Annotated in this window: 24 protein-coding genes; 8 read left to right on the top strand and 16 right to left on the bottom strand. The window is 62.0% G+C overall.

Annotation, left to right across the window (positions count from 1 at the left end):
- Positions 1 to 71: 71 nt before the first annotated feature.
- The 4 genes from ligD to ACPEH8_RS00345 all read right to left on the bottom strand — a co-directional run bounded on the left by ligD (position 72) and on the right by ACPEH8_RS00345 (position 4,364).
- Complete coding sequence (gene ligD, locus ACPEH8_RS00360; RefSeq protein ID WP_423665731.1) at positions 72 to 2,618, bottom strand: DNA ligase D; 2,547 nt, start codon at positions 2,616 to 2,618, stop codon at positions 72 to 74.
- 12 nt (positions 2,619 to 2,630) lie between these two features.
- Positions 2,631 to 2,807, bottom strand: a complete 177-nt coding sequence (locus ACPEH8_RS00355) for a DUF3606 domain-containing protein (protein ID WP_008266817.1) — start codon at positions 2,805 to 2,807, stop codon at positions 2,631 to 2,633.
- Positions 2,808 to 2,825: 18 nt separating this feature from the next.
- Entirely contained in the window at positions 2,826 to 3,770 is a 945-nt protein-coding gene (locus ACPEH8_RS00350; RefSeq protein WP_111007976.1) for a Ku protein, read from the bottom strand.
- Between the two features lie 84 nt (positions 3,771 to 3,854).
- Positions 3,855 to 4,364, bottom strand: a complete 510-nt coding sequence (locus ACPEH8_RS00345) for a ferritin-like domain-containing protein (RefSeq protein WP_111007977.1) — start codon at positions 4,362 to 4,364, stop codon at positions 3,855 to 3,857.
- Between ACPEH8_RS00345 and ACPEH8_RS00340 the strand changes: the two genes are divergently transcribed.
- A complete protein-coding gene (locus tag ACPEH8_RS00340) occupies positions 4,363 to 6,360 on the top strand; it encodes a YbhB/YbcL family Raf kinase inhibitor-like protein (RefSeq protein ID WP_423665729.1) in 1,998 nt (665 codons plus the stop codon). The two genes, ACPEH8_RS00345 and ACPEH8_RS00340, sit on opposite strands and share 2 nt — an antisense overlap.
- Before the next feature lie 43 nt (positions 6,361 to 6,403).
- Here ACPEH8_RS00340 and ACPEH8_RS00335 read toward each other — a convergent pair whose 3' ends face one another.
- Entirely contained in the window at positions 6,404 to 6,781 is a 378-nt protein-coding gene (locus tag ACPEH8_RS00335; protein WP_064968318.1) for a response regulator, read from the bottom strand.
- A gap of 161 nt (positions 6,782 to 6,942) precedes the next feature.
- On the opposite strand from ACPEH8_RS00335, the gene ACPEH8_RS00330 reads away from it, so the two are divergent.
- Together ACPEH8_RS00330 and ACPEH8_RS00325 are read left to right on the top strand one after the other, a co-directional pair.
- Positions 6,943 to 8,085: a two-component system sensor histidine kinase NtrB gene (locus ACPEH8_RS00330; RefSeq protein ID WP_423665727.1), complete on the top strand. Its 1,143-nt coding sequence runs from the start codon at positions 6,943 to 6,945 to the stop codon at positions 8,083 to 8,085.
- Between the two features lies 1 nt (position 8,086).
- On the top strand, positions 8,087 to 8,449 hold the full coding sequence (locus ACPEH8_RS00325; protein WP_049433813.1) for a response regulator: 363 nt from the start codon (positions 8,087 to 8,089) through the stop codon (positions 8,447 to 8,449).
- Between the two features lie 39 nt (positions 8,450 to 8,488).
- Here the strand turns inward: ACPEH8_RS00325 and ACPEH8_RS00320 are convergent, their stop codons facing one another.
- The 4 genes from ACPEH8_RS00320 to ACPEH8_RS00305 all read right to left on the bottom strand — a co-directional run bounded on the left by ACPEH8_RS00320 (position 8,489) and on the right by ACPEH8_RS00305 (position 12,588).
- Positions 8,489 to 8,941: a BLUF domain-containing protein gene (locus ACPEH8_RS00320; protein ID WP_100437276.1), complete on the bottom strand. Its 453-nt coding sequence runs from the start codon at positions 8,939 to 8,941 to the stop codon at positions 8,489 to 8,491.
- Positions 8,942 to 9,106: 165 nt separating this feature from the next.
- The gene (locus tag ACPEH8_RS00315; protein WP_423665725.1) at positions 9,107 to 11,308 is read right to left on the bottom strand and encodes a fimbria/pilus outer membrane usher protein; all 2,202 of its coding nucleotides are present in this window, start codon (positions 11,306 to 11,308) and stop codon (positions 9,107 to 9,109) included.
- Between the two features lie 9 nt (positions 11,309 to 11,317).
- The gene (locus ACPEH8_RS00310) at positions 11,318 to 11,974 is read right to left on the bottom strand and encodes a fimbrial biogenesis chaperone (RefSeq protein ID WP_423665723.1); all 657 of its coding nucleotides are present in this window, start codon (positions 11,972 to 11,974) and stop codon (positions 11,318 to 11,320) included.
- A gap of 116 nt (positions 11,975 to 12,090) precedes the next feature.
- The gene (locus ACPEH8_RS00305; protein ID WP_077684466.1) at positions 12,091 to 12,588 is read right to left on the bottom strand and encodes a Csu type fimbrial protein; all 498 of its coding nucleotides are present in this window, start codon (positions 12,586 to 12,588) and stop codon (positions 12,091 to 12,093) included.
- A gap of 269 nt (positions 12,589 to 12,857) precedes the next feature.
- Between ACPEH8_RS00305 and ACPEH8_RS00300 the strand changes: the two genes are divergently transcribed.
- Positions 12,858 to 13,211, top strand: coding sequence for an HNH endonuclease (locus ACPEH8_RS00300; protein ID WP_076738368.1), 354 nt, complete (start codon positions 12,858 to 12,860; stop codon positions 13,209 to 13,211).
- Positions 13,212 to 13,592: 381 nt separating this feature from the next.
- Here the strand turns inward: ACPEH8_RS00300 and ACPEH8_RS00295 are convergent, their stop codons facing one another.
- Positions 13,593 to 14,096 (bottom strand): H-NS family nucleoid-associated regulatory protein, encoded by a 504-nt coding sequence (locus ACPEH8_RS00295; RefSeq protein ID WP_024957527.1) that lies wholly within the window; start codon positions 14,094 to 14,096, stop codon positions 13,593 to 13,595.
- Between the two features lie 510 nt (positions 14,097 to 14,606).
- Here ACPEH8_RS00295 and ACPEH8_RS00290 point away from each other — a divergent pair.
- The 3 genes from ACPEH8_RS00290 (at position 14,607) to ACPEH8_RS00280 (ending at position 16,542) form a co-directional block, all read left to right on the top strand.
- Positions 14,607 to 15,335, top strand: coding sequence for a VRR-NUC domain-containing protein (locus ACPEH8_RS00290; protein ID WP_024957526.1), 729 nt, complete (start codon positions 14,607 to 14,609; stop codon positions 15,333 to 15,335).
- Between the two features lie 200 nt (positions 15,336 to 15,535).
- Entirely contained in the window at positions 15,536 to 16,264 is a 729-nt protein-coding gene (locus ACPEH8_RS00285; RefSeq protein ID WP_423665721.1) for a hypothetical protein, read from the top strand.
- Positions 16,265 to 16,344: 80 nt separating this feature from the next.
- Positions 16,345 to 16,542, top strand: coding sequence for a DUF4113 domain-containing protein (locus ACPEH8_RS00280; RefSeq protein ID WP_423665719.1), 198 nt, complete (start codon positions 16,345 to 16,347; stop codon positions 16,540 to 16,542).
- A 3-nt stretch (positions 16,543 to 16,545) separates the two neighbouring features.
- Here the strand turns inward: ACPEH8_RS00280 and ACPEH8_RS00275 are convergent, their stop codons facing one another.
- Genes ACPEH8_RS00275 through ACPEH8_RS00265 form a run of 3 tightly spaced genes read right to left on the bottom strand, consistent with a single transcriptional unit; the run spans position 16,546 to position 21,787 of the window.
- The gene (locus tag ACPEH8_RS00275) at positions 16,546 to 17,610 is read right to left on the bottom strand and encodes a Shedu anti-phage system protein SduA domain-containing protein (RefSeq protein ID WP_423665717.1); all 1,065 of its coding nucleotides are present in this window, start codon (positions 17,608 to 17,610) and stop codon (positions 16,546 to 16,548) included.
- A gap of 11 nt (positions 17,611 to 17,621) precedes the next feature.
- Positions 17,622 to 20,267: a DEAD/DEAH box helicase gene (locus ACPEH8_RS00270; RefSeq protein WP_423665715.1), complete on the bottom strand. Its 2,646-nt coding sequence runs from the start codon at positions 20,265 to 20,267 to the stop codon at positions 17,622 to 17,624.
- A gap of 2 nt (positions 20,268 to 20,269) precedes the next feature.
- On the bottom strand, positions 20,270 to 21,787 hold the full coding sequence (locus ACPEH8_RS00265) for a site-specific DNA-methyltransferase (protein ID WP_164089602.1): 1,518 nt from the start codon (positions 21,785 to 21,787) through the stop codon (positions 20,270 to 20,272).
- Between the two features lie 427 nt (positions 21,788 to 22,214).
- On the opposite strand from ACPEH8_RS00265, the gene ACPEH8_RS00260 reads away from it, so the two are divergent.
- Positions 22,215 to 22,472, top strand: coding sequence for a hypothetical protein (locus ACPEH8_RS00260; RefSeq protein WP_423665713.1), 258 nt, complete (start codon positions 22,215 to 22,217; stop codon positions 22,470 to 22,472).
- Here ACPEH8_RS00260 and ACPEH8_RS00255 read toward each other — a convergent pair.
- From ACPEH8_RS00255 to ACPEH8_RS00245, 3 genes are read right to left on the bottom strand one after another with little or no spacing between them, the layout of a single operon-like run.
- Complete coding sequence (locus ACPEH8_RS00255) at positions 22,442 to 22,825, bottom strand: hypothetical protein (RefSeq protein WP_049433826.1); 384 nt, start codon at positions 22,823 to 22,825, stop codon at positions 22,442 to 22,444. The genes ACPEH8_RS00260 and ACPEH8_RS00255 overlap by 31 nt on opposite strands.
- Complete coding sequence (locus ACPEH8_RS00250; protein ID WP_423665711.1) at positions 22,822 to 23,136, bottom strand: hypothetical protein; 315 nt, start codon at positions 23,134 to 23,136, stop codon at positions 22,822 to 22,824. The genes ACPEH8_RS00255 and ACPEH8_RS00250 overlap by 4 nt, the downstream gene beginning before the upstream one ends.
- Positions 23,133 to 23,453 (bottom strand): hypothetical protein, encoded by a 321-nt coding sequence (locus ACPEH8_RS00245; RefSeq protein ID WP_423665709.1) that lies wholly within the window; start codon positions 23,451 to 23,453, stop codon positions 23,133 to 23,135. Before ACPEH8_RS00245 ends, ACPEH8_RS00250 begins: the two co-directional genes overlap by 4 nt.
- Between the last annotated feature and the right edge of the window lie 151 nt (positions 23,454 to 23,604).

The following is a 23,604-nucleotide window of genomic DNA, read 5'->3' as shown; positions in this document are numbered from 1 at the left end:
CACGTGCTCGGCAGCTGCCAACGAGGTTCACGTCTGCCTCTCTGCGCTCGGACACGACTGCGGGGATAGGGCTAGTCGTTTCGGGCCCATTTCGACAAGTTCTGCTTCAACGCATCGATGCCCTCCCAGGGATCCTTGCGGCGACGTTTCAGCTTGCCCGGCACGTCCTTGATCGTGAACGCGTCAGCCCGTTTGAGGTTTGGCAGCTCGCTCCACGCCAGAGGCATCGCGACAGGCGCGCCCGGTCTACCCCGCAGGGAATACGACGCCACTGCGGTGGCACCTCGACCGTTACGCAGGTAGTCGACAAAGATCCGCTTGTTTCGAAGGGCTTTGGTGGCGGTGGCCAGGAAGCGCTGCGGTTCGGACTGCGCCAACGCGTCGGCGAAGCCTTTGGCGAAGCGCTTGGTCAGGTCCCAGTCGCACCCGGGATTCAAGGGCACCACGACATGAAGGCCCTTGCCTCCGGATACCCGCAGGAAGGACTCCAGCTCTAGTTGGGCCAGAAGCTTCCGGATATCAGTGGCAGCCTTTTTTACCTCCGCGAAAGGCACATCTGGGCCGGGGTCTAGATCGAATACCACCCGGTCGGCACGGTCAGGCTCCTCCGCGTGGCTTCCCCACGGATGGAACTCCAGGGCATTGAACTGGACCAGCTCCAGCAAGCTGGCCGCGTCGCGCACTACGAGGTAGTGGGCGTTGATGCCGCTGTCCTCCTTCAGCTTGACCGAGTCCACCAGCTCCAGCCCGGCGGTGTGGTGCTTTTGGAAGAAGCAAGGCTTGCCAGTGCCGGCGGGACAGCGAATGATCGACAAGGGCCGGTTGATCACCTCGGGCAGCAGGTGATCCATCACTGCCGAGTAGTAATCCCAAACGTCTTGCTTCGTATAGCCGTCGCCGGGGAAAAGGACCTTGCTCGGGGAGGACAGTTTGGGGGGCACGCGTTCGACTTGAGGCGTTGCGGCGGTCTTGCGGGCAGAAGACGCCGCCGATGCCCGTTTGCCACGGGCCGGTTTCGCCGGGGCGGCGCGATCCGAATCCGCCAAATCATTCACTTCCTTGTCGGCCCGCACGGCTTTCAAGGAGGCTTGGCGCAGCAGTTGCTGCCCCCCGATGCCGCGATAGAACACCTCCACCACGAAGCGCGGCTCGAACCACGTGGCAGAGCGAAGATCGGTGTCCTCGGTGGGCACGTAGGCCGTCGGCTTCTTGCCTCCCCCTTGGATCCTCTTGCTCACGTCCTTGATCAACGCGTCGGAGAACCCGGTGCCCACCCGGCCCACGTAGAGCCAACCGTGTTCGGGATCAGGTTTGGCCAGAAGGAGCGAGCCAAAGCCGCTGCGGCTTCCTTTGGGGGCCGTATAGCCCACCACGGCGAACTCATCGCTGGCCAGCTGCTTCGTCTTGCGCCAGTCGTCGCTGCGGCCGGTGTGGTAGCCGCGATCGGCGCGCTTGGAAATGATACCTTCGAAGTGCTGTTCGCCAGCCAGGCGGTAGGCCTCGTTGCCGTCGCCTTGGACGTGAGAGCTGAAGGCCAAATGGCCGGCTTGGCCCTCCAGCAGCTCCTGCAGGAGCGCCTTGCGCTCCAACAGAGGTGCTGCGGCCACGTCCACGCCATCGAGGTGCAGCAGGTCGAAGAGCGCGTAGGCCAGCGCGCCTTGCCGCTCCCCGGACAATGTCGCCTGGAGCAGGTTGAAGTCCTCCTTGGTGCCCGATCCGGCGATGAGCTCGCCATCCAAGGCAGCAGAGGTAAGGCCCAACGCCGCCACGGCGTCGCGTATCTCGGGGATCTTGTCGGTCCACTCCAACGCGTTGCGGGACCAGAGCCGGACGGCCCCATCGGCGACCGTTGCCAGGATCCGATACCCGTCCCACTTGATCTCATGGACCCATTGGTCGCCCTGCGGTGGGGCGTCCCCCAGCTTGGCCAACTGGGGCTCGAAGGGGCCGGAAGGCGGAGCCGCCTCTTTCGCTTTGGGGAGGACCAACGCCTTCTTGGCCCAGTTCTTCCGTCGCGCACGCTTTGCAGGGAGGGCTTTGAGCTTCTTCTTGTCGGCTTTACCGCCGCCGGCTCTCTTGATGTCTGTCGTTGGGGCCGCCGACACATCGGCGAGCATATCGTCCGCTTCCAGATCGCTCGCATACGCATCGTCGTCCTTGAACAACAGCCACTGCGGCTGACGGGCCGGTTTGCCGGACCGGACCAAATGCCAGCCGCCTTTGAGCTTGGTGCCGAAAAGCTCGAATCGCAGGTGACCCTTGGCAAGTTGTGCCTCTGGGTCTCCTTGGGTGGCCCAAACGCCGTGATCAAACTGGGCCACGTGCCCACCGCCGTATTGCCCCTTGGGGATCTCGCCTTCGAAGCTGGCGTAGTCGACGGGATGGTCTTCCACTTCCACCGCCATTCGTTTGACCTTGGGGTCGTAGCTGGGCCCCTTCGGCACCGCCCAACTCTTCAGGGCGTCGCCGACTTGCAAGCGGAAGTCGTAGTGTCGGCGGCTGGCGTGGTGGAGCTGCACCACGAAAATGGCGCGCTGCCCTTTTGGCAGCGCTTTGCCGGGTTCGGGCTCCTTGGTCTGGTCAAAGCGGCGCTTACGGCGGTATTCGACCAAGGACATGACGGCTCCTCGTTACTTGCCCAGGTGCTTGCGAACGGCCGCAGCGGTGGGGCCCACGGCTTTGACGGCGGCCCGGAGCTCGTCGGCGGACACGCCCAGCGCCTTGGTCCAATACTGGAGCTCGTAGTCTTCGTTGACGTTGATGCGGTCGCGGTCCGGGCTGCCGGTGTTCTTCTTGTCGTCGCTCATGGGATTCTCCTTGGGTGATCAGGCGCTCTTTCGAGCCTTCCTGGCGGGGGACTTCTTTGCGGCTTTCTTTGCTGGGGCCTTCTTAACGGCGGCCTTCTTGGCAGGCTTGCTGTCTTTGGTGGAGGGCTTGGAGGCGGTCTTCACCGGCGTTGCCTTCGCCGGGGTGCGCTTGTTGGTCTCCAAGCTCTTTTGGAGCAAGGCCATAAAATCCACCACGTTGGTCGCCGAGTCCTCGCGGTGCTCCGGTTCCTCAAACGTCGTCGTGGCACCGGCCTGCTTGACCCGCTTCTTGATGATGTCGGACAGGCGCTCGCGGAACTCGTCCTGGTAGCTGTCCGGCTCCCAGTCAGAGGTCATGCTCTCAATCAGCTGCTTGGCCATTTCGAGCTCTTTGGGCGCAACCCGGTAGTCCGACGCCCCACCCTGCGGCAGTTTGTATTCGTCCGGAGCCACCAACTCCTGCGGGTAGCGAAGCAGGATCATGATCAACGCATCGCCTTCGGGCATCACCGCGCAAATGTATTCGCGCGTGCGGATGACCACCCTGGCGATGCCCACCTTGCCGGTTTCCTTCAGGGTCTCTCGGAGCAGGACATAGCCTTTTTCGGCCTTCTTGCCGGGCACCAAAATGTAGGGTTTTTCGAAGAACCTCAGCCCGATGCTCTCGGCGTCGACAAACGCCTCCACGTCGATGGATTCGTGCGTCTCGGGGGCGGCCGCGGCGATGTCTTCTTTCTCTATGACGACGTAGCTGCCCTTGTCGTATTCGAAGGCTTTGACGATGTCCTTCCAAGGCACTTCTTCGCCGGTTTCGGCGTTGACCCGCTCGTAGCGAATGGGCTTTTTGTTTCGTGCGTCCAACATGCGAAAGCTCAGATCCATGCGACGCTCGCCGGACATGAGGGACACAGGAACGTTGAGCAGCCCGAAGGACAACGAACCACTCCAGATGGGCCTGGGCATGCCAGCCGCCTCCAATCCTAGGGCCTTTCGTTGTAGGCCCGCCCGCGTCGGCCGGGCGTGAACCCGGCCGGCGCGGCGCAGCGGTTACTTTTTGGCTTCGACGCCCGGGGTGGCATCGCGCACCATGAACTCCTCGGTCACCTCGGGCAGGTGGGCCGCCAGCCAGTCGGCCATCGCCTCTTCCTGCACGAGGATTTCTTCGCAGATCCGGGCCGTTTCTGTATCGCCCACCGTCTTCGCTGCGGCGATCAGGGCCGTGTAGGAGGCGATCTCGAAATGCTCGAAGACGTAACCGGCCATCGCGCCTTTGACGATCTCGTCGGAGGCCGTCATGCCGCCGACGGCCTGACCGAAGGCTGCCATCTTGCCCATCACGTCCTTGAGGGTCGACGGCGAGCCGCCCAAGCGCTTGATGCACCCTTCCAGCCGTTCGCGCTGGCCAATGGTTTCCTGAATGTGCTCTTCAATGCGCGCCTTCAGCACTGGGTAGTGCTCGATCCGCGAAGCCTGCCCCTTCAGCATGGTTTCGGCTTGCTGTTCCATCGCGTGTGCGTCGCGCAGCCAGTCCAACAGGTTCTCTTTGAGCTCTGCCATGGATGTCCTCCTCTCGTGTCGGGCGAAGCCTTACCGTATCGAGGCTGGGATGCGGATCAAGCGATCCCCGAGTGAAGGCTTGGCGAACGCCGGAGCGTCCGAGACCGGCGATGTGTGGGCCTGGCGATCGATGGCCTTCGTGGTGAACGGCGCGCATGCAACGCATTCGCAGCCCATTGACCGCTCCCGCCCGATGCTGAACGCTCCTCAGCGCCAGGCCATCCTCATGACCCGTTCCGCGCTTTTGCTCGTCTTCTTGGCCCCCTCCCTCGCCTTGGCTCAGCAGGGGGACGGAACCGACGTCCAAGCCAACGTCCATACGTTCAAACCCGCCAAGGTAGATGCGACGCCCGAGCGCGTTCAGGCCCTGAAGGTGCCCAGCGGCTTCCAAGTGCGTCCCCTTGCGCAAGGCCTTCAGAATCCCCGGATCATCGCCGTGGCACCAGACGGGCGGATTTATGTCTCACGTCGAGATCAAGGCGACGTGCTGTTGCTGGAGGATGCCAATGAAGACGGAGCCTTGGACGCCGAACCGAAGGTGGTCTTCTCACGTCCAGGAGCGCACGGGCTGGCCATCGCCAACGGGCAGCTGTATGTCGCCACGGCCAACGACGTGTATCGCGCCCCCATACACCCGGACGGCACGTTGGGTCCCGAGGGACGGATCATCAACGACCTGCCCGATGGCGGTCAGCACCCCAACCGCACGCTGGCCTTTGGCCCCGATGGGATGCTCTACATCAGCGTGGGCTCGTCCTGTAACGCGTGCAACGAGACCAATCCCGAGCATGCGGCGCTGCTGAGGTCCTCGCCGGATGGCAAGAGCCGTTCCATCTTCGCCAGTGGCTTGCGGAACACCATCGGCTTTGCTTGGGACCCCAAAACGGGGGAGCTGTGGGGGATGGATCACGGCATTGACTACTTGGGCAACGATGAGCAGCCCGAGGAGCTCAACCGCATTCAGAAAGGAAAGAAGTATGGTTGGCCCCACATCTGGGGCAAGGACGGGGTGAATCCCCAGAGCACACCGCCAGGGCAGATCAGCAAACAGCAATGGGCGGCGACAAGCGAGCCCATGGTGCTCGGCTACACAGCCCACGCGGCCCCCATGCAGATGCTGTTCTACACCGGCCAGCAGTTTCCGGCAGCTTACCGGGGGGACGCCTTCGTGACGATGCGCGGTTCCTGGAACCGCAAGCCTGCGTCGGGCTACGAGGTGGTGCGGGTTCGTTTCGACGCCGGCGAGCCGGTCGGGTTTGAGCCCTTCTTGACCGGCTTCCTGGTCGACAACGGCCAAGCGCACATCGCACGGTCCGTCGGTCTGGCGATGACCAAGGGGGGGGCCCTGCTGGTTGGCGACGATGCCAACGGCGTCATCTACCGTGTGACTTACGGCCAGGGCCAAGCGTCCGCCTCCCCCGCGGCGGCAGTGCCTAGCGGGCCCTTGATGGCCCAAGTCAATCAAGGCTCGGGGGTCCCGTTGGCCAAGGATCGAATCGGCAACGCCGCCGCGTTCCAGTTCCGCTCCCCGTCGTTCTCCTCGGGCCAAGCGTTGCCTCCCCGCTTCAGCGCGTATCACGACGATGCATCGCCCGCTCTTTCGTGGAGCCCGGTGCCTGGTGCCAAGTCTTATGCGCTGATCATGGAGGACCCGGACGCGGCCAACGTCAAGCCCTTTGTTCACTGGGTGGCCTACAACATCCCAGCCACCACACAATCACTGCGGGAGGGCCTGCCCGTCGATCCACGGCTGCTGAAACCGGAGGGAATGCTGCAGGGGGCCAACAGCCGAGGCTCGGTAGGCTACTTTGGCCCTAAACCGCCGGTCGAGGATCCACCGCACCATTACCATTTCCAGCTGTTGGCCTTGGACACCGTGCTTGATTTAAAGGCTGGCGCGACGCGGGACGAGGTGCTGAAGGCCGCGAAGGACCACATCCTGGGCGTGAGCGAGACCGTGGGCACCTACCAGCAGACCGCCGCCCCGCTGAAATAAAAAAAGGGACCCGAAGGTCCCGACCGGTGCTAGGTCCGGAAACTCAGTGAACCTCCAGTTCCTGGCGAAGGGACTGGAGGGCGGCGGCGATCTCTTTCAGGCGAAAAGGCTTTTCAAGGAAGGGCGTGCCTTTGAAGCGTTCGGGCAGCCGGTTGGCCCCAAGACCGGTCGTAAACAGGAACGGCACCCCCAACTCGACCAAGCGATCGGCCACGGGGTAAGACTCGACCCCGTTCAAGTTGACGTCCAGCACCGCCACATCGAAAGCGGCTTCCTCGGCGCATGCCAAGGCTGTGGGCAAGTCTTCCGCCGTCTTGGAGACGTCGTAGCCGACTTGGGCAATGGCCTGCTCCAAGACCATCATGAGGGTGGGTTCGTCCTCTACAAGAAGAACCCTTACTGCTTTGCCGTCCAATCCCATGACTTTCTCCCTACCAGCGCTCTGCGTGGTTGTGCCACGATTGAACAGTGTGGCCCGAGGGCTCGCCCGATTTGTGAAGAAAATGTAAAAGGATGACGACCGTCGCTCTTCTACACTGCGCACTCTGTCGCCCTTCGGTGGCCCTGCCGAGAGGATGACCTATGAACCAACCAGCGAAAGCGAAAACCGATTTGAGGGACGAGAGCCGGCAGTTTGCCCTGCTGGTGAACTCCGTCACCGACTACGCCCTATACATGCTCGACCCCAGCGGGGTGATCCAGACCTGGAACCCGGGTGGGCAACGAATCAAGGGCTACCAGGCTGCCGACGTGGTCGGCACCAACTTTTCCCGCTTCTACCTGCCCGAGGAGGCCCAAGCCGGCCTACCAGAGCGAAACCTGCGGACCGCGGCCTTGGAGGGGCGCTATGTCGCCGAAGGCTGGCGGTTGCGCCAAGACGGAACGCGCTTTCGCGCCAGTGTGGTGATAGACCCCATCTGGGAAGACGGGGAACTGGTGGGGTTTGCCAAAATCACCCGCGACATCACCGAGCGCCACGAAGCGCAGGAGCAGCTGCTCCAAGCCCAGCGCGATCTCCTGCAGGCGCAGAAGATGGAGGCCATCGGTAAGTTCACGCTGGGCTTGGCCCATGATTTCAACAACCTGTTGACGATCGTGGCCAACTGCCTGGACCTCATCAGCCTGCGGGTCAAAGACGGGGGCGTGGCCAAGCTCATTGACACGGCGCAGCGAGCCGCTGAGCGCGGGGCCCTTCTGACTCGGCAGTTGCTGACCTTTGGCAAGGGCCAAACCCTGGTGCCAGAGGCCGTCGATTTGGCCGCCTTGATGGCCGAATGCGAAGCGCTGCTGCGCCGCTCTGCCGGCGACGCGATCGCATTGACGGTCGAGGTTTCTCGAGGCCTTCCGACCTTGTCGCTGGACAAAGCACAGCTGGAGGCCGCAATCCTTAACCTGGTGTGCAACAGCCGCGATGCCATGCCGAAGGGCGGAACGATCCTCATCACGGCCTCTGCGCGGCAAACCCGCGATCCTACGTTGCCCAACGCCAGTGAAAGCCCTTACATCTGCTTGAGCGTCCGAGACGACGGTGCAGGGATTGAGGCGGACCAGCAGGCCAGGGTATTTGAACCGTTTTTCACTACCAAACCCATTGGAAGGGGCAGCGGGCTGGGCTTGAGCCAAGTGTTTGGCTTCACGGCCCAGTCCGGCGGGTTCACCGAGCTCCAGAGCGAGCTTGGGAAGGGAACCCGCGTCAGCCTTTGCTTCCCCGCACCAGAGCATTGAGATGCCGATCCACGTGTTGTTTGTTGAAGACGAAGACGATCTCCGCAGCGTCGTCGTCGAGGCCCTGACCTCTCAGGGCTTCCAAGTCACTCCCGCCAGCAACGGGGACGAGGCCCTCGTCCTCCTGCGCGGCAGCGCCAAGTTCGCGGTGGTAGTGACCGACTTCAACATGCCGGACAGCGCCGACGGGCTGGAGGTCGCGGCGGAAGCCGCGGTTGCTCAACCCCAGGCCCGCGTCATGCTCGCGTCTGGCCTTCAACGCTCGCAGCTGCCCCCGCTGCCCGAGAAGGTTCGATTTCTCCCGAAGCCTTACCGCTTCCGACAGCTTGTTACGGCGATCCACGAAGACTTGGGCTGCACGTAGAGGTCGGAGTCCTTGCGCGGCCTGGCGGTCGCCAACAACTCACTTCCCCACCAGTGCGCGCCTGCTCACCAGAAACATCAAACGGTCGATCGCGGTTGCGTTCAATGCTTCTCCGTCGCCCCGCACCTTGAAGCCGGCCCAATCGCCCACCGCGACCTCGCTCAGCTCCTTGACTTCCACTGGCAACCAGCGCATGGGCCAGTAAGGCAAGCGGCGATCCGTGATCGTCCCTCTTTGCAGCTCGATCAGATCGTGATGGCTCGAGGCTCCGAGCACCCTAGAGAACGCCACGTCCAACCCGTCCGGGGGGCCTTCCAGGTATTGGAGAAAGCGCGTCCCGTCGAACAAGAGCACCCCACTCACGCCGGCATCCCGGTTAAAACGAGTTGCGTCGTCGACCAGCTCCTGGAGCTTGCCGCTCCGGAGGCCAAGCAGATCGCCGCGCAACGCGTCGGACGCCTCGCTGACATACACCACAGCCCTGATGGGCATTGGGCGCTCCTTCTCAACTGGTCTGGCCGTCCCCCCTTCCACGGAATGTAGTCGTGCCTCGGCGTTTAGGCAATGGCGCAGACTAGAGGTCGAAGGTTTTCCAAGTGATTGCTGGTAAGGACGGGGATCGTCTGGTCCGCCCACCCGCGAAGGGGATCCGGACGCTTAGTCGCACCTCACCTCCGCCACAACCCCAATGCCCGGCAGTGGCGACGGCAACACGGCTTTGCACACGCCGGACACCTCGACGGCCATCCCCGGCTCGGGGTGCTCCAAGTAGAGCGCTCCGTCGTAGCCCACCATGGCTTGTTCGTTCAGCGTAGATGCCAGGGTGCCCGGCGCGATGCGGGCCCCTGTCAGGGTGAAGGCCCGGGCGTTCTGCGTCAGCACGGGGAAGGTCACCCGCACACCGCCTTGGCGGGGCGCCACGGATTGCTTTTCGGTCTCCCCGATCTCCACGCCCACCGGCAGCTCCTTGTCCTTGAGGCTGACGGTGGTGGGTAGCAGGGAGGGAACGTCGGTCACCAACACGCGGCCTTGCTTGTTGGTCTGGCCGACCGGCGCTCCGTTGACCCGCACCGGCAAGCCCGCCTGGCCCGGCACATCCACCACGGCGAAGCTGGCGTAGGCGGGTCGCCCGAAGGCCACGCCGCGGTGGTCCAGGAACACGGCGCCGGAGAAGTTGGCCGCCACCTGGGTTTGCCCGTCGTAGTGGTCCACCATGATCCGGGCGTCGCCGTAACGCGTCATGGCATCCGCCGTGGCCCGGGTGCTGCCCTGATCGCCCTCGGTGTGCTCTGCCGCCAAGCGAAGGCCGCCCTCGGTGCGGTAGGTCGCTCGGGTGGTCAGGGCATCCTGGCCTGGGGCCTGGCGGGCCCGAACGCCCACGCTGGCCTTGCTGCCGAAGCGGTAGGTGTAGCTGGCGGACACTTGAAGATCGTCGCCTTGGAGGTCTCGGAGCACGTTGGCGGACACCTGGCCTGCAGTGCCCAGGTTCGCGCTCACGCCCAAGGAAGCGAAGGCCAGGCTGGAGCGCCCCGTGTCGATGGCACTGTAGATGCCACGCACAGTGAAGCGGCGATCCGGGCGGTAGAACACGGAGGCTTGGGTGCGCGAGGCAATGGGTGTGGCGTAGGTGCTCTGCAGGCGCCAGAAGCCTTCGTTCTCTTCGTGTTCCAATCGAACGCCCAGCTTGGGGCCGCGGTAGTCGTAGCTGGCCGCCCAGCGCGTTCCACCTTGGCTTGAGCGGCCCACCTCGCCATCGAAAACGCCCCAAGTGCCCGGGGCCCAGGTGGAACCCACGGTGACGTTGCCCTTGCCGTTCTCGTCCACCTGACCACCGGCTCGGATGGTCCAGCGGTCGTTGACGCCCTTGGCCCACGACGCGCTGACGCCGGCCGTGCCGTAGCGGTTTTCGTCTTCGCGGACTTGTCCCGCCGCGATTTCCCACGCGGAGAGCCCGGGACGCAGCAGGGTTGGGGCCACGTAGAGCCGTGCAGTGGAAACGGCAGTTTCCCGGCCGTAGGCGTCACGCACCACTACATCCGTTTGGCTGGCCCCCAGGGCCACGTTTCGACCGTCCACGGTGAAGGGGCCGGCCTTGACGTCTTGGCGTGTGATTTCGGCCTGGTTGGACAGGACCTTGACCTGCCCCGGATCCAACGCGATGCCCCCCAAGGTCGGGACGGGCCACGTCGGCGTGAGCGGATCCAGTGCTGCCGGGTCCTTCGCGAGTCGAATGCCGCCCAGCGCCACGGGGCCGATGCGGGGCGTGGCGTAGACATCGCCGGCTTGCCAAGTCCGTTGGCGCGGCAGGTCGTCTTTCTGCCAAGCGGTCATGCCGCGGCGCATGCCAAACCCGTTGGGGGATTGGTTGAGCTGCCCGGTGGTGGAGACCGCGCCCCAACGCCCTCCGGTGCGCGCGTCCAGTGCCAAGGACGTGGCTTGTTGGCCGCCTGCAATCTGGGTGGCGAGGTTGTAGTTGACCAAGACGCCCCCGATGGCGGGCGACACCTGAGAAACCGGAGTGCCGTGCTGGCTGAGCTGCTGCGCCGGCTTGCGGTCAGCCGGAATGGTGAGCTGGACGGTGGCGTTCTCGGGGGTGTAAGCCACGGTCACGCCCAAGGCTTGGTCGGTCAGGTCCTGGCCCTCCTCGCCCGGGCGAAGGGTCACGCCGAGCTGCTGCCAGGTCGTGGATTCGGCCACCCAGGCCCCACTTTGCTGCCAGAGCAACACGGGGTCCTTCGCGGGCAGCCCGTTGGCCTGGATCGGCGCGGCCAGCACCGGCTCCACCCCGTCTGGGATGGCCGCGTGCGCGCTGCCAATGGACAGGGCCAGCGCGAGGCCCAGGACGCTTCCCCGCCGCACGTGTCGCCCTCAGTTCACGGGGACGACGACGGGAGCCCCGTTGACCGTGATTGAGAGCGTGGACGCCTTGAGACCAGGCTTGAGCTCCACGTGCTTGCTCTGCCCCGGCAATACCCATCCCAACGCCCCTTCGCGCCATGCCGGCATGCCTTGAGGACCGACGGCGATCAGGCGCGCGGCGGTCGAACCGGTGTTGGTCAGCAGAAGGCCGTCGGCGGTGAAGCGGGCCGTGAGCACCGGAGGACCGGCCTTGGCGTCTTCAAACCCCACCGGCAGGTTCTGGTGGATCAACAACTGCACCTGGCCCGCCGTGGACGGCTGGGGCAACTGGCGCAGCAGCACGCGGTAGTAGCCCGGCGTGCCGATGCCTTGGGTGCGCACCAACCGCACGGCCCGGCGGGACCCAGGCGGGATTTCGACAATGGACGGTGCCGCGATCACCGCCTTGGCGGGGCCGGTCACGTCCTGCCCGCTGGGATCTTGGAACCAGTCCAGCACCGTCACCTGAAAGCGCTCGGGGGTTTCCCCATGGTTTTCCAAGGTCAACGCCCCTGCCTTTTCTCCAGCCGGGGCCACGATGCTTGTGGGAAATAGCGACACGTTGCCCGCCCACGCAGGCACGGCGAACAATGAGCACAACGAAACGGCCAACAAACGCTTCAACATCACTCCTCCAAACCGATCACCTCCTTTGATCCAACCAAAACATTCAAAGTTGTCAACCCACCCCCAAAAGAAAACCCCCGAGGATTTCCGGGGGCTTTAAGGGAAACGGTTGAGGATCAATAAGTCAGGGTTACGGCGATGGTGTCGGAGAAGGTTCCACCGGGCACCTTGTTCAAATCGTAGAAGGCATAACCGATGCCGATCATCTGCTGCTCACCGGTTCCCACGCCCTCCCAAGCATCGGCCCCACTGCCCCACACTTGGCTGGCACCGGGATCTTTGAAGAGGCCGTAGGCGACGAAGTTTCCGGCCCCATCGGACACGGCGCGGTGATTGGGACGAGCAATCGCGGCGCCGTAGTTCAACCCGTCGCCGGGCACGATGCTGAAGGCGGTGCCTTGGTTGCAGCGAACCAGCAACGCGCCGTTGGAATAACCCTGCGTGCCGGACGCCAAACCGTTGTATTCACCGCCGCCCAGCTGGGTCACGAGCAGGCTGCACTCGTTGTTCACGGTCGCAGAAATCATCAAGTCTTCGGTGACGTCGGCGGCGGAGGCCGAAGCGGCAGAAAACGCGGCCATCAAGGCCAGAGAAAAAGAAAGGGTCTTGCGCATGAAAAATCCTCCTCGGATTTAGGGAAAGGGAAAGTGGCCCGGATTGGGCTTGCTTCACCAATACTCGATAAATCTATTTCCGCAAGAGGATCGGGCAACAAGAGTTGCAGGGGCCAACCCAAGCGCTTGCACCGAGGGCACGAGTGAGCTAAAAAGCAATCGCCGGTCGCAGAAGCGTCGGTGTTGTGCCCGCATAGCCAATAGGCTCCGGGTGCCCGAGGTCCACCCAATGGGGGCGCGGGAATCTTTTTTCGATTCCGGAGCCATCCATGACGACCAAACGCCGCAAATCCCTCCGCACGTCTGCCTTCCATGCCCAGTTCGGCCGCTGCTACTACTGCGGCCTGCCGATGTGGCTCGCAGCTCCTTCAGAGCTCGGGCTGAAGCCCAGCAAGGCTCGAGCCTTTCAATGCACCGCGGAGCACCTGGTCGCCCAGCAGGATGGGGGCCGAGACGTATCCGGGAATGTGGTGGCCGCGCATGCCCGATGCAACCAGTGCAGGCACAAGCGAACGGGACCAGCTCCCTCCCCTGAAGCGTTCCGGGCCTTGGTTCAGAAGCGGCTGGCAGTGGGAAGATGGTGGTCCAGACTGCCGCCTGGGATTGCGCATGCTCCTGTATGACCTCATCAAGCTCTACGAACCCTCGTTTGAGCCGGCTCGCACCTCTTGAAGGCGCAGGGACAGCTTGCTGGCAGACACCTTCCCTCAACCACTCCCTCGCGCCTCGCGGACAACCGCCAGGGCCATGACCACGGCTTGGAGGAGATCCGATTTCGTCCGCCCCTGCTCGCTCCCATCGCTCGGAAGGGCGGTCAATGCAGCGACCGCGTCCTTCCCTGACAAGTATTGGACGCACGTCAAGGCGGACCAGTGAAGCCCAAACTCGGTGCGCAGTCGCGTTCCAGCCTCCCCTTGCAAGAGCGTCCCGTCGGCCATTTCGAGCAACACGTGTGCAGCGGCCAACGCCTTGGCACGGGCATTCGCAGGGTCTTTGTGCAGGGATTAAGCTGCCGGCTTCGCCTTGGCCTTCTTGGCAGGTTTCCGAATCGGCTTTGCCTTCTTGGCGACCTTGCCCACCTTCGCAGCTCCCTTAGCCGCGGCCTTCTTCACCTTGCCAGCGGCGGGCGGGAACTTGGCCCCAGGGTTGGCCTGCGCCCACGCCTTGCCTTCGGCCGACTTGGCCCATGCCGTGAAAGCCTTGGGTGCCAGCCCTCGGCCTGCCCAGGTCTCTCCCGTCGGGAGTCGATACTTGGGGGCGACTTTGCCGAGCTTTCGGCCCTTCAGCGGCCCCACAGAAGGTTTCGGGGAACGCGCCGGCTTGACGTCAATGGCCTCGCCAATGAGCTTGGCAACCTGGCGACGCTGGGCGGGGCTGAGAACCTTCGCATACTTCTGAAGCACCGCAATCGCCTTGGGCACCTCACCATCGCGCTTCTCAACCAGCCGCTTTTGGGCTTCGAGGTGCTTGATTTCTGCGTTGATCGACTGAAGAGTGGTCAAGGCCAAGGCAAATACTCCGTTGAGGGCAAGCAAGGGTTATAGCCCATCGGCGGAGCCAGGGCCAACGCAGGACGCGCCCTTCGGCCAACTTCCATCCACCGAAACCAGCCTCGTGCGGCAGATCAGCGTGCGTCCGGCCTCGACGCTCTTGGTCAAAAAGCTTTAGAAGAAGACCCCTAGCGGTCGGGTGGACTGGATTCAGGCGTGTTAGCTGGTCATCGAAACGGCCATCGAGCCCCTCCCGTAGCGCTGGGCGATCGCCAGGCTGCCTGCCTTGCATTCGAGACTCGTCGAGTTGCCCCGCGGCGTCGCGGTGCCGACTTGGACGGATGCCTTATTCACCTCCTCATATTTGGCGATAACGGGTGGGCATACGGCGAATAGTGCAGCGACGAGCCAAAACTTCTTTCAATCTCATGATCAATCCCCCTGCTAACCGTCGCCCGGCGGCGCTCACACCTTCAGCGCTGGTCGGGATAGGCATTTCCAATCGTCACCCCTGAGCTAAGATGAGACATGATCACGGTCCGACAGCGAAATGCCGAAAAGGCGGGGTTTGGATACGAGAAGGTCCGCCTGAAATGCGGCCCCGGCCCGAAACAGTGGATGTGCCCACAAATGAGCCAGCCGCTTTCGGTCGAAAAGGCGGCCCTGTCCCACTTCGCCCAGCAAGGATGGCGAGGGTTCAGCGGCGAAGGCGGCCTTTTGCTGACCCTCATCAAAGCCATGTCGTTCCAGAACCTTGGATACGACGAGCGCACGCGCTACGTCGAGGCGCTCTATACGCTGGCCGCAGAACCATCCTACGGACGATCCTACACCGTTGCCGAGTTGCTCACGAATCTGGCCCGCGCAACCGCCGGTCAAGTGGCGGCTAACTTTGACCAAATGGCGTCTCGGGGTCCACACATAGAGCAAACGGCGTGGGGGCATTCGTCCGACACCTCGTCAGTTCTCGATGTGTTTCCCGGCCTGGAGCGCTGGATGCTATTGGAACTGTTTGAAGTTGCCGGCTCTGATTTGCTTCACCGCATTGCCACCATTTTCGCCTCTAACCCCTACGAATACCGCCGCGGCTGGCCGGACATCACGATGTGGAGGGAACGGCAGCTCCGCTTCGTGGAGGTCAAAGCTCCTGGCGACTCGCTGGGCAAGAGTCAGAAAGTCATTGCCCAAACCTTCGCCGTCCCATTGGGCCTGGACTTCACGCTCCTTGATGTCGTGGTGCCACCAGCGGTGCCCTAGCCCACAGCATTGACGCTCGCGCGCGAAACCAGGCCGCAGCACTCTCCCGCCGACTTTGGCTCGCCAAGGAAGAGTTCGCGGGCGCGGCATGGCGGCCAAAGGGCAAGCAAGCCCATCCGGAAACCGGCTTGGTCGGTCAAGCAGGATGCATTGTGTCCGGCATAAACTACGAGGTGTGACCAGCTAGTTAGGGTGAATGGATGAACCAGGTTAGGAAGCGATGGAATAACGACGAAACGCGTGGACAGGTCGAACGAATCTTTGGCCGCGATCAGTTAGAGAAGGTGCGTTCTTGCCTACAGGCACTCAATGAGCGCATTTACTTCAGCGAATACCACTACAGGCAAGCCAACTATTTCATCAAGAAGCCGATGGAAGGCCGAACCAGCGATGAGGCCATGTTGGTTTTTTTGGGCGTATTTGACGAAGACGACGAGCCCGGGGCCTGGGAACACTTTCGCTTTTCCCACGCCCATGCATTTGCTTGCGTCCAGAACCTTCACTCTCTCCCCGACCACTTGGCCTACTTCGCCTACTGGGCATTAGGAATGGACTTGGATGAAAAAACTCGTATCCAGCGCTTGCGAGACATCACCCGAACGGAGGTGAACAAACGCCTTCCTGACCCACTGAAAGAGGTTTATAGCCAACTCGTTGCGGACGAAAGTTTCGTCTACATCGATGACCTCAACAACCATTCCAAGCATCGATCCTTGATCAAAGTTTCCTATCAAACGAAGTTTGAGATAGATCAGGTAAAGGAACATGGCTTGCAGTTCGGCGAGTTCACCTTCAGAGACAGATCCTATCCCGCCCGCTGGGTGCTGGAGACGCTGCGAAAAGAACATAACCGTCAAAGCAAGTTCATCGTGGCGTTCGGCAACGAACTGAACGCCACGCTCCAAGCCATGCCGGCACGGGCGGGCTAAACTCACATTCGCTCTGCCAGACTAACGATGGTCATGCCGCCCAGCGCGCCTGCGGGGAAATCCTCGCGCGCTCCAGGCCGATGCAACCTCGTTCGAAGGCCCTCATGGAAGTGATGGAACGGGCCTACGCGAAGTTTGGCCGCGGGTCGATGGCGTTCGCCTCGTCGGCCGAGCTAGTGCGTAGTGGAGCGCAGCGCCGCCAGGTCTGGGCGATGAACCAGGCGGCCTTGTCACCGGCTTACACGACTCGATGGGATCAACTCCTCAAGTCTCGATAAGTCCTACCAAGGAATGTCGTCGTCTTCATCGCTACTCGGATTGACCAGATATGGGACTGATGGCGACATCATCTCCAGCAGCCGCTCTCCCTGGGCCAGTAGGTGGTCGTAGGTCATCACCGATATTCCGTGCAAGCGGCGATTCAAGCCATGCAGCGAACGCTGCTGCACGTCGCTCCAATCGTGCGACCGCCCAATAACGATGGTTGCTCGCGGGTGGTAAGCGACGACCTCCTTGTGGTCCAGCAAGCCGTGCTTCGCATGTTCGTGCAAGATGTCCAGGTATCGATGGCACTGCCCAATGGCCTTAGAAACATCAGCGGAGAAGTAGTAGTTCCGATGTGCCGAGTCATAGACAAGCACGTCTTTGTCGGGCCGCTTCAGTTCAACGATGTCTCTGTAGCCAGCAATGACGTTTGGCAACAGCAAGTCAAGACTGTCGCCCGATGAAATGTTTCGCACCTCGTCCCGCATGACGTAGGCATTCCCGAACGCCCAGCAATGCTTTTCGCACCAAGCCTGATACACCTGCTCGCCAACTTCACGCCCTAGGTTTGAGCGTAGTTCTGCGACAGCCGAACGCATCTCACTTAAGCGAATCGAACCACGAAGCGCGGCGCTCAACTCGTGTGTAAGCTCGGCGGTCGATAGATGCTGAACGAGTTCTGGTTGAGAAAGCACCTTGGTCAGCGCCCCCACCAACTCCTCCGGATCGTGTTCGGAAAGGTTGGCTTCGCCGTTGGAGACCTTGATGAGAATGAACTCACCCGTTCCTGATTGTGCTGCAACCGGCAGGTGGGTCTGAAGGTATTTCAGAAGCTGCAGAGATGACGCCTCCGTCAATGTGAGCGTCTTCGCCTTGTCCTCAACCCAGGGCTGATTTTTCGACTTAACGAAGCCCTCAAGCTTGAGCGAGAACTCGGTGCGATCGCTATGCGGAATGAACCACGCAAGCGCCTGGAGCTTGCTCTTTGTGGTCTCGTTCAAGACGACGGGAGGCGCATAGTCCAGCTTCCCACTGCTGGCTGCCTTCCTGACAATCCTATGCACCTTGTTTGCGTCTTGCATGCTTCGCCCCCTTAGCCGTTGATTACGTCCCTGAGCTGTTCGGTCACGCTGTGGCCCTTCTCGTCCCTCAGCTGGGCCATGAGGTAAATCCCCCTGCCCTTGCTCTTGGTGGCCCAAAGCTCACCGATCATGCGCTTCTCCCTCTCGGAGTCCGCCGTGTATCGGTCGCCGCCCTTGTATTCGACGACCAGCAGGCGACCGTCCTTGAGCTTTGCTACAAAGTCAGGGTAGGTCCGCTGCTTGGACGTCGGCATCCAGAACTGGCTCTTGTCCACCAGGTTGCGGACCCAAAACTGCACCTCGTCCAGCTGATCGATGGCCTGGGCGCAGAGGAACTCCTCGCCCACCTTGCCCCCGGCGGTCTTCCATTGAAGATCGCCCACGAAGGGGTAGTAGTGCTTGCGGAAGCGATATGTGCCGCCTTGGTAGTAAGAATGCGCTGGATACTGGGTCATGTCCGCCGGATAGGTGAACATGGCATCGGGCTCGTCGCTGACCACGATCTCTGCGTCGGCACCAAACAGGGCCTGCTGGAAGCCATCCTTGAGTGCTTCTGCCTTGGCGATCTGGAGCTGTTCGCCGAGCTTCCGTCGGAGCACGAACTGGCCATTAAGCAGTTGCGATAGCGAGAAGCCCCGATCTTCGGACAGCCCGCTGATGGACCGGCGCAACCACTCCCGCAGCACGGGCTGCTTGACCGCCGGATCGCGGATCTTCTGGTCCAGCCAGCCAACCAAGTCCGCTTGAGTGCGGTCCTTGGCGAAGCCAGGCAGGTAGGTATTTACGTCGTCGTCAATCGGCGTGTAGCTGACCTTCTCGTCCACCAAATCGACTTCAAAGGTTTTGCTGTCCGCGTTGAACTTGAGGCTGGTCAGGTCCGGGGGATAGGCCAGCAAGTCCCAGGTGAAGCCCGGCGGCGTGGCGCCGCTCTCCACGAACTCCAGCTCGCCCTGCTCCATGACCCCCAGCCGCGGCACGCTGAACACCGAGCCATTCTGGCTGGGTGCTTTGACGGCCTTGGCGGCGATCTGGTGCCGCCGGATCGTAGCCGTGGCCTCCTCGCGCTCCTTGGTTGGCACAACCTTGGTGATGGCTTCCACCGTGGAATCGTCAACCTCGCCCGTGATCTCTACCAAGCCCCCCTTACCCTCTTCGTTCGGAGTGAATACAACGCTGGCCTGGTCCCGAGCAGGGATGCCGGTAAGATCAGGCTGTTTGCTCACAGCAATGGTGGCCCTGGGCGTCACGGGCACCGGATTGACCTTGCCGCCTTGCAAGTCCAAGCCGGGCCCAGGTGTGGGATCCGGCAGCACCGCCCCCACGGCCTCCAGAGGGTTGAACCCGATGTCGATGAGCGACTTGGTGAGCTCTGCGGCAGCCAGATTGAACGCCGCAGTGGTGACGTGCGCGTAGGCCTTGTTCATGGCCTCCTGCTTGCGGCGGGTGGCATACGGCATGCGCAGAACGCGCCCCAGCAGCTGCTGGATGTCCTTGTCGCTCTTGACCTGGGCCACCGAGCAGAAGACGTAGGCAAAGGAGCAATCCCACCCTTCCTTGAGCGCTTGCTTGGTAATGATGACCTCGATGGGGCAGTCCTTGGCGAACAGGTCCACCCCGTCGATCTCGCGCTGATCGCCCGTGGCGATGGCAATCGCCTTCTCGGGCACCTTCTCGTTGTCGATGAGGTGCTTCTTGACCTCCTCGACCGTGGCAGTGCCCTTGGCGTTCTCAGCCTGAATCAGCAGGATGGGACGGATATAGTCCGGCTCGCCCAGCGCGGTCTTGCCCAACTCGTTACGGCGAGCCACGGCGCTACCCACTGCGACTTCCCATTGCCCGACGTGCTCCTTGAGCACGACTGGGAACTTAATCATATTGGCAACTTTGAGCTCAAACGCGCTGACGCTCACCAGCACATTGCTTTTGCTGGCTTCCGGCGTGGCCGTGAGCTCCACCACGACCTTGGCACCAAGCCGCTCGTAGACCTGATAGGACAGGGGCGTGTTGGCATTGTGGGCTTCGTCGGTGATGACCAACGGGCCGTGAAGTTTCAGCAGATTGGCGAAGGACGCGATGGCCTTTCCCGCCTTGTTCTGCTCCAAGTAGGGCAAGTCGGACACGCTGCCGGCGAAGTGAGGCTCCAGATCTTCGTGGTGCTCGTAAACCTTGCGGCCTTCCTGGTTCTCCACGCGCAGGGCCGCCATGGTCGAAATGACCACGCACACCTTGGTGCCCAAGTCAGCGGGGCGGATGTGGGTGAAGTCCTCCACATCGAACACAGCGACCTTGCCCCCGAACGCCTCGTCCAGTTCTTGGCGGTAGGGGTGTCGGGGATTCTTGAAGGCTTCCAGCGTCTGGGTCTTGATCTGGGTGGTGGGGACCATCCACATGACCAGCGGGAACTCGCGCTCGAGGTAGGCGTCGCCCGCCGCCTGGATGATGTGCGCGCCCATGACCGTTTTACCGCCGCCCGTCGGAATGCGTAGGCACACGTAGGGCGAGGCCTCGAGATGAGGCATGGGTTTGTATTGGGTGACCAGACCGGCATCCGCGTTCTTCTCAAACGCGGATGCCGGGCCGGTCAGCCGGGCGTCTTCGAGGAACTGGGCCAGGCTGGACAAGGCCCGTTGCTGATACACCTTGAGGGAAAGAGCCATGCTTAGCGTGCCTTGATGTCGTAGGGGGTCTGTTTGAAGGTGATCTGGAGTTCTTCCAGACGCTCCTTTGGCAAGTCGCAGGACTCCCCGTAGATCACCTTGGGCCCCTCAAAGGGCTGCAAGCCCTTCAAGATCCGCTTGGTCAGCACGTTACCGCCACTCTTGCTTTCATCCCCGAGAATGCCGTTGAACAGCAGGTAGTAGCCGATCCCATGGTGCTCACCCAGAAACGGTTGCTTGGGGGCACGTGTGGAGCGTGCGGTGCCTGTTTCGGCAAACCAGACGTGGGCGGCCAAGTGTTCGAACTTGATGCCCTCGCGGATGTGGCCCGCATCATCGAACACGGGCACACCGAGCTTGTAGAAGCGGAAGCCGCCACCGCCCCTCCAGTCGGCACTTTTTGAGATGCCTCCTTGCTCACCATCAACAACCTTTTTCATCCTGGGTTGACCAAGCAACCGAGCGTGCTCACCGACTTCTATCCCAATCCATTTCCGGCGCATCTTGTGAGCAACCGCAGAAGTAGTCGCAGAGCCTAGGAAGCTATCCAAAACAAGATCCCCCTCTTCAGACGCTATGTGAATGACACGTTGAAGGAGACGTTCAGGCTTCGGCGTCATGAAGTTTTCACTACCAAAAAGTGCGACGACCTCTTTTTTCGCTTCCTGCGTATTTCCGACATCTGAGTTCATCCAGATCGTCTGAGGAACTACACCTTGCTTGACTTCCGAAAGAAATCTTTTTATTCGAGGAGCGTTGTTCCCTGCAGCGCCCCACCAGATCCGCCCATCGGAATCCATTTCCTGAAACTTCTCCTTCGACACACGCCAATACATTCCGTTTGGAGGGCCAGGTATTACCCTGCCACTGGGGCAAGTAATCGGATATGTTCCAGCGCCATAGAAGTTGCGCGCTGAAAGGTCGCCTGAGGTCCACGGACCACGCGGATCTTCATCGGGGTTCTTGTATGTGGCAGTTTGCCTCTCAGACCGAGGCATGTCGTTCGGACGCCAAATATCTGCGTCTTTTGCATAGACAAACAGATGATCATGGTCGACGGAAAGATGTCGAGCACTGTTCTTCGGAGAGAAGACCTTCTGCCAAATCGCGTTTGCAATGAAGTTCTTACGGCCGAACACCTCATCAGCAATGACTTTGAAGTAATGGGCCTCATTGTCATCCAGGGTTATCCAAATCGATCCATCTTCAGCCAACAGATCTCGCAACAGCTCTAGGCGCGGATACATCATCGACAGCCACTTGGCGTGCTCAAGGTTGTCGTCGTAATGATCAAAGGCGCTGCGAGTGTTGTAAGGCGGATCGATGAAGATGCACTTCACCTGCCCTGCGTAGTAAGGCAGCAGGGCCTTCAGAGCGTCCAAGTTGTCGCCTTCGATCAGCATGTTCGGAGAGTCGACCTCCCCATAGGACAAGCTGGCGACCGGCTCCAGAAGGCGGTAGGGCGTCAGGGCGGAACGGGTCAGGTCTTCATCACGGTTAGACCAGTTGAGCAGCGGCATCGAATACATCCCATCGAACAGGCACCAAGTATCGTTCAGAGGGTGCATTTCGGCCAATGCTCCAGAGCCTAACGGCGGCTAAGCCTTTGATCGAAATGACCTTCCCGTGATCGGAGCCTGATCGCGAACTATATGCTGGGCCACTTAACGACCGCCGGGCCAAGAGGCAACTAGGCTACGGACGGCTGAGGCCCACCTTCCTGCAGTATCGATAGACAGCCGAGCTGCTCACCCCAAGCTCCCGCGCCAACTGAGCCCGGCTGACCACCTTCAACCGAGTCCGAACCTGGTCCAGGCCCAGCCCCCGCAAGCTGCGCTGCTCCGGCCCTTTCAGGACACGCCCCAAGCGAAGGGCTCGGCGGTCCAAGCCGATGGTGGCCGGCGATACGCCCAAGCGCTGGGCCACCTCGGCCGATGTGAGCCCGGCTTGGATCAGTTGTCGCACCTGCTGACGACGCTCGGCGAGCTCGCGGGCTTGGCGGTCCCGGAAGGCCTGCCGTCCGGAACCCGCCAGGCGGTGCCGCCGGACAAATCGGTTCACGGCTTGGTGGGTGACGCCCAGGCGTTGGGCCAAGGCGCGCTGGGTCACCCCTTCGTCCAGCAAGGATTGGATTTCAGTCGGGGAGCGGCCGCCGAGGAAGCCTTTGCGTGGACTCATCGATCCATCGCCGCCAAGTCGCCCTGAATCTCGGAGGGTGACACACCAAGCGCCTGGGCGATGGCCCCAAGCGTCAGGCCTGCGGTCATTCCGGCGCGAATCGCATACCGCCGCTGACGTGCATAGGCTTGGCGACGCGCCTCCGGCTCGATGGGCATGGCATCGGACGGGTCTACCCGTCGGGCGTGCTCGATTTGATCCCGCTCACCACACGTTTGGCGGTGCGCGGCCAGGGCGTCGTCCACGTCCATGCTGAAAGGCGTGTTGCGTTGGGCAGCGTCGTAGATGGCTTGGATCTCCGCAGGCATGGGGAGCAGCTCGATGCCGTCAGGCCCGGGAAGAACGCCTGGCGCAAACAAGGTGGAAGGCTCGCGGTTCATCGGCCCACCCAGTAGCCCAGTCCCGCGCTAGTCAAGGTGGCCGCGTATAGAACGGCGTCCTCAGCGCTGGAAACGTTGAGGGCCATTACCACCGCCCCGAATGCGAGCGCGAGGACGCAACCCGCGAAGATCCCCCCAAAAATCGCGAAATCCACGTAGAGCGATGCGTCGCGCTTCCCGTCGCAGAATAGGGCCAGCGATTGCTTTACGGTCGGGTAAGTCAACGCGATCATAAAAGAGAGAAACGCCGCCGAGCAGAGAAACACAGCAAGGACCAGCATGGAAAGGACCAGCATCGTCAACGCACTCATCCGCGCGACCTCCCCTTGCCCCAGAAAAAGGCCAGCAGATAGAGCACCGCGACCGTGCCGAGTGCAAAAAGGCCTCCCACGTTGGCGACCTGGTGCCAGATGCTGAAGGTGGCTTGGGCCAGGAATGCGGCGATGACCACCATCCCAACTCCAAACAGCCCGCCATGAATCACGAAGCGGCCGTGCGTGCGAGCGCCTCGCTCACCGCCCCTCACCCGTTGCCAAGCTGCCTTGGCGTCGCCAAAGCGCTTGAACGTCCAGAGCGGGACCAGGACCATGAGGCCAAGCAGGGTCAGCAGAAGGATCGCGCTCACCATGGGCGGCCTCCCGCGTGGCTCCTCACTGGCCGCGCCTGGAAGGTGAGAGGTTGGCCCCGCTGGCTGGGCTTCAGATTCCAAGCCATTGACAGGTGAGGCACCTCATGCGTTTGCGCAGGCGAGCAGTCCATGCCATCCAAGCCTAGATTCC

Source organism: Stenotrophomonas sp. NPDC077461 (assembly GCF_049545475.1).
Lineage (GTDB): Bacteria > Pseudomonadota > Gammaproteobacteria > Xanthomonadales > Xanthomonadaceae > Stenotrophomonas > Stenotrophomonas nematodicola.
Note: the sequence above shows the minus strand (reverse complement) of the source record. Positions and strands in the feature narration are given on the sequence as shown.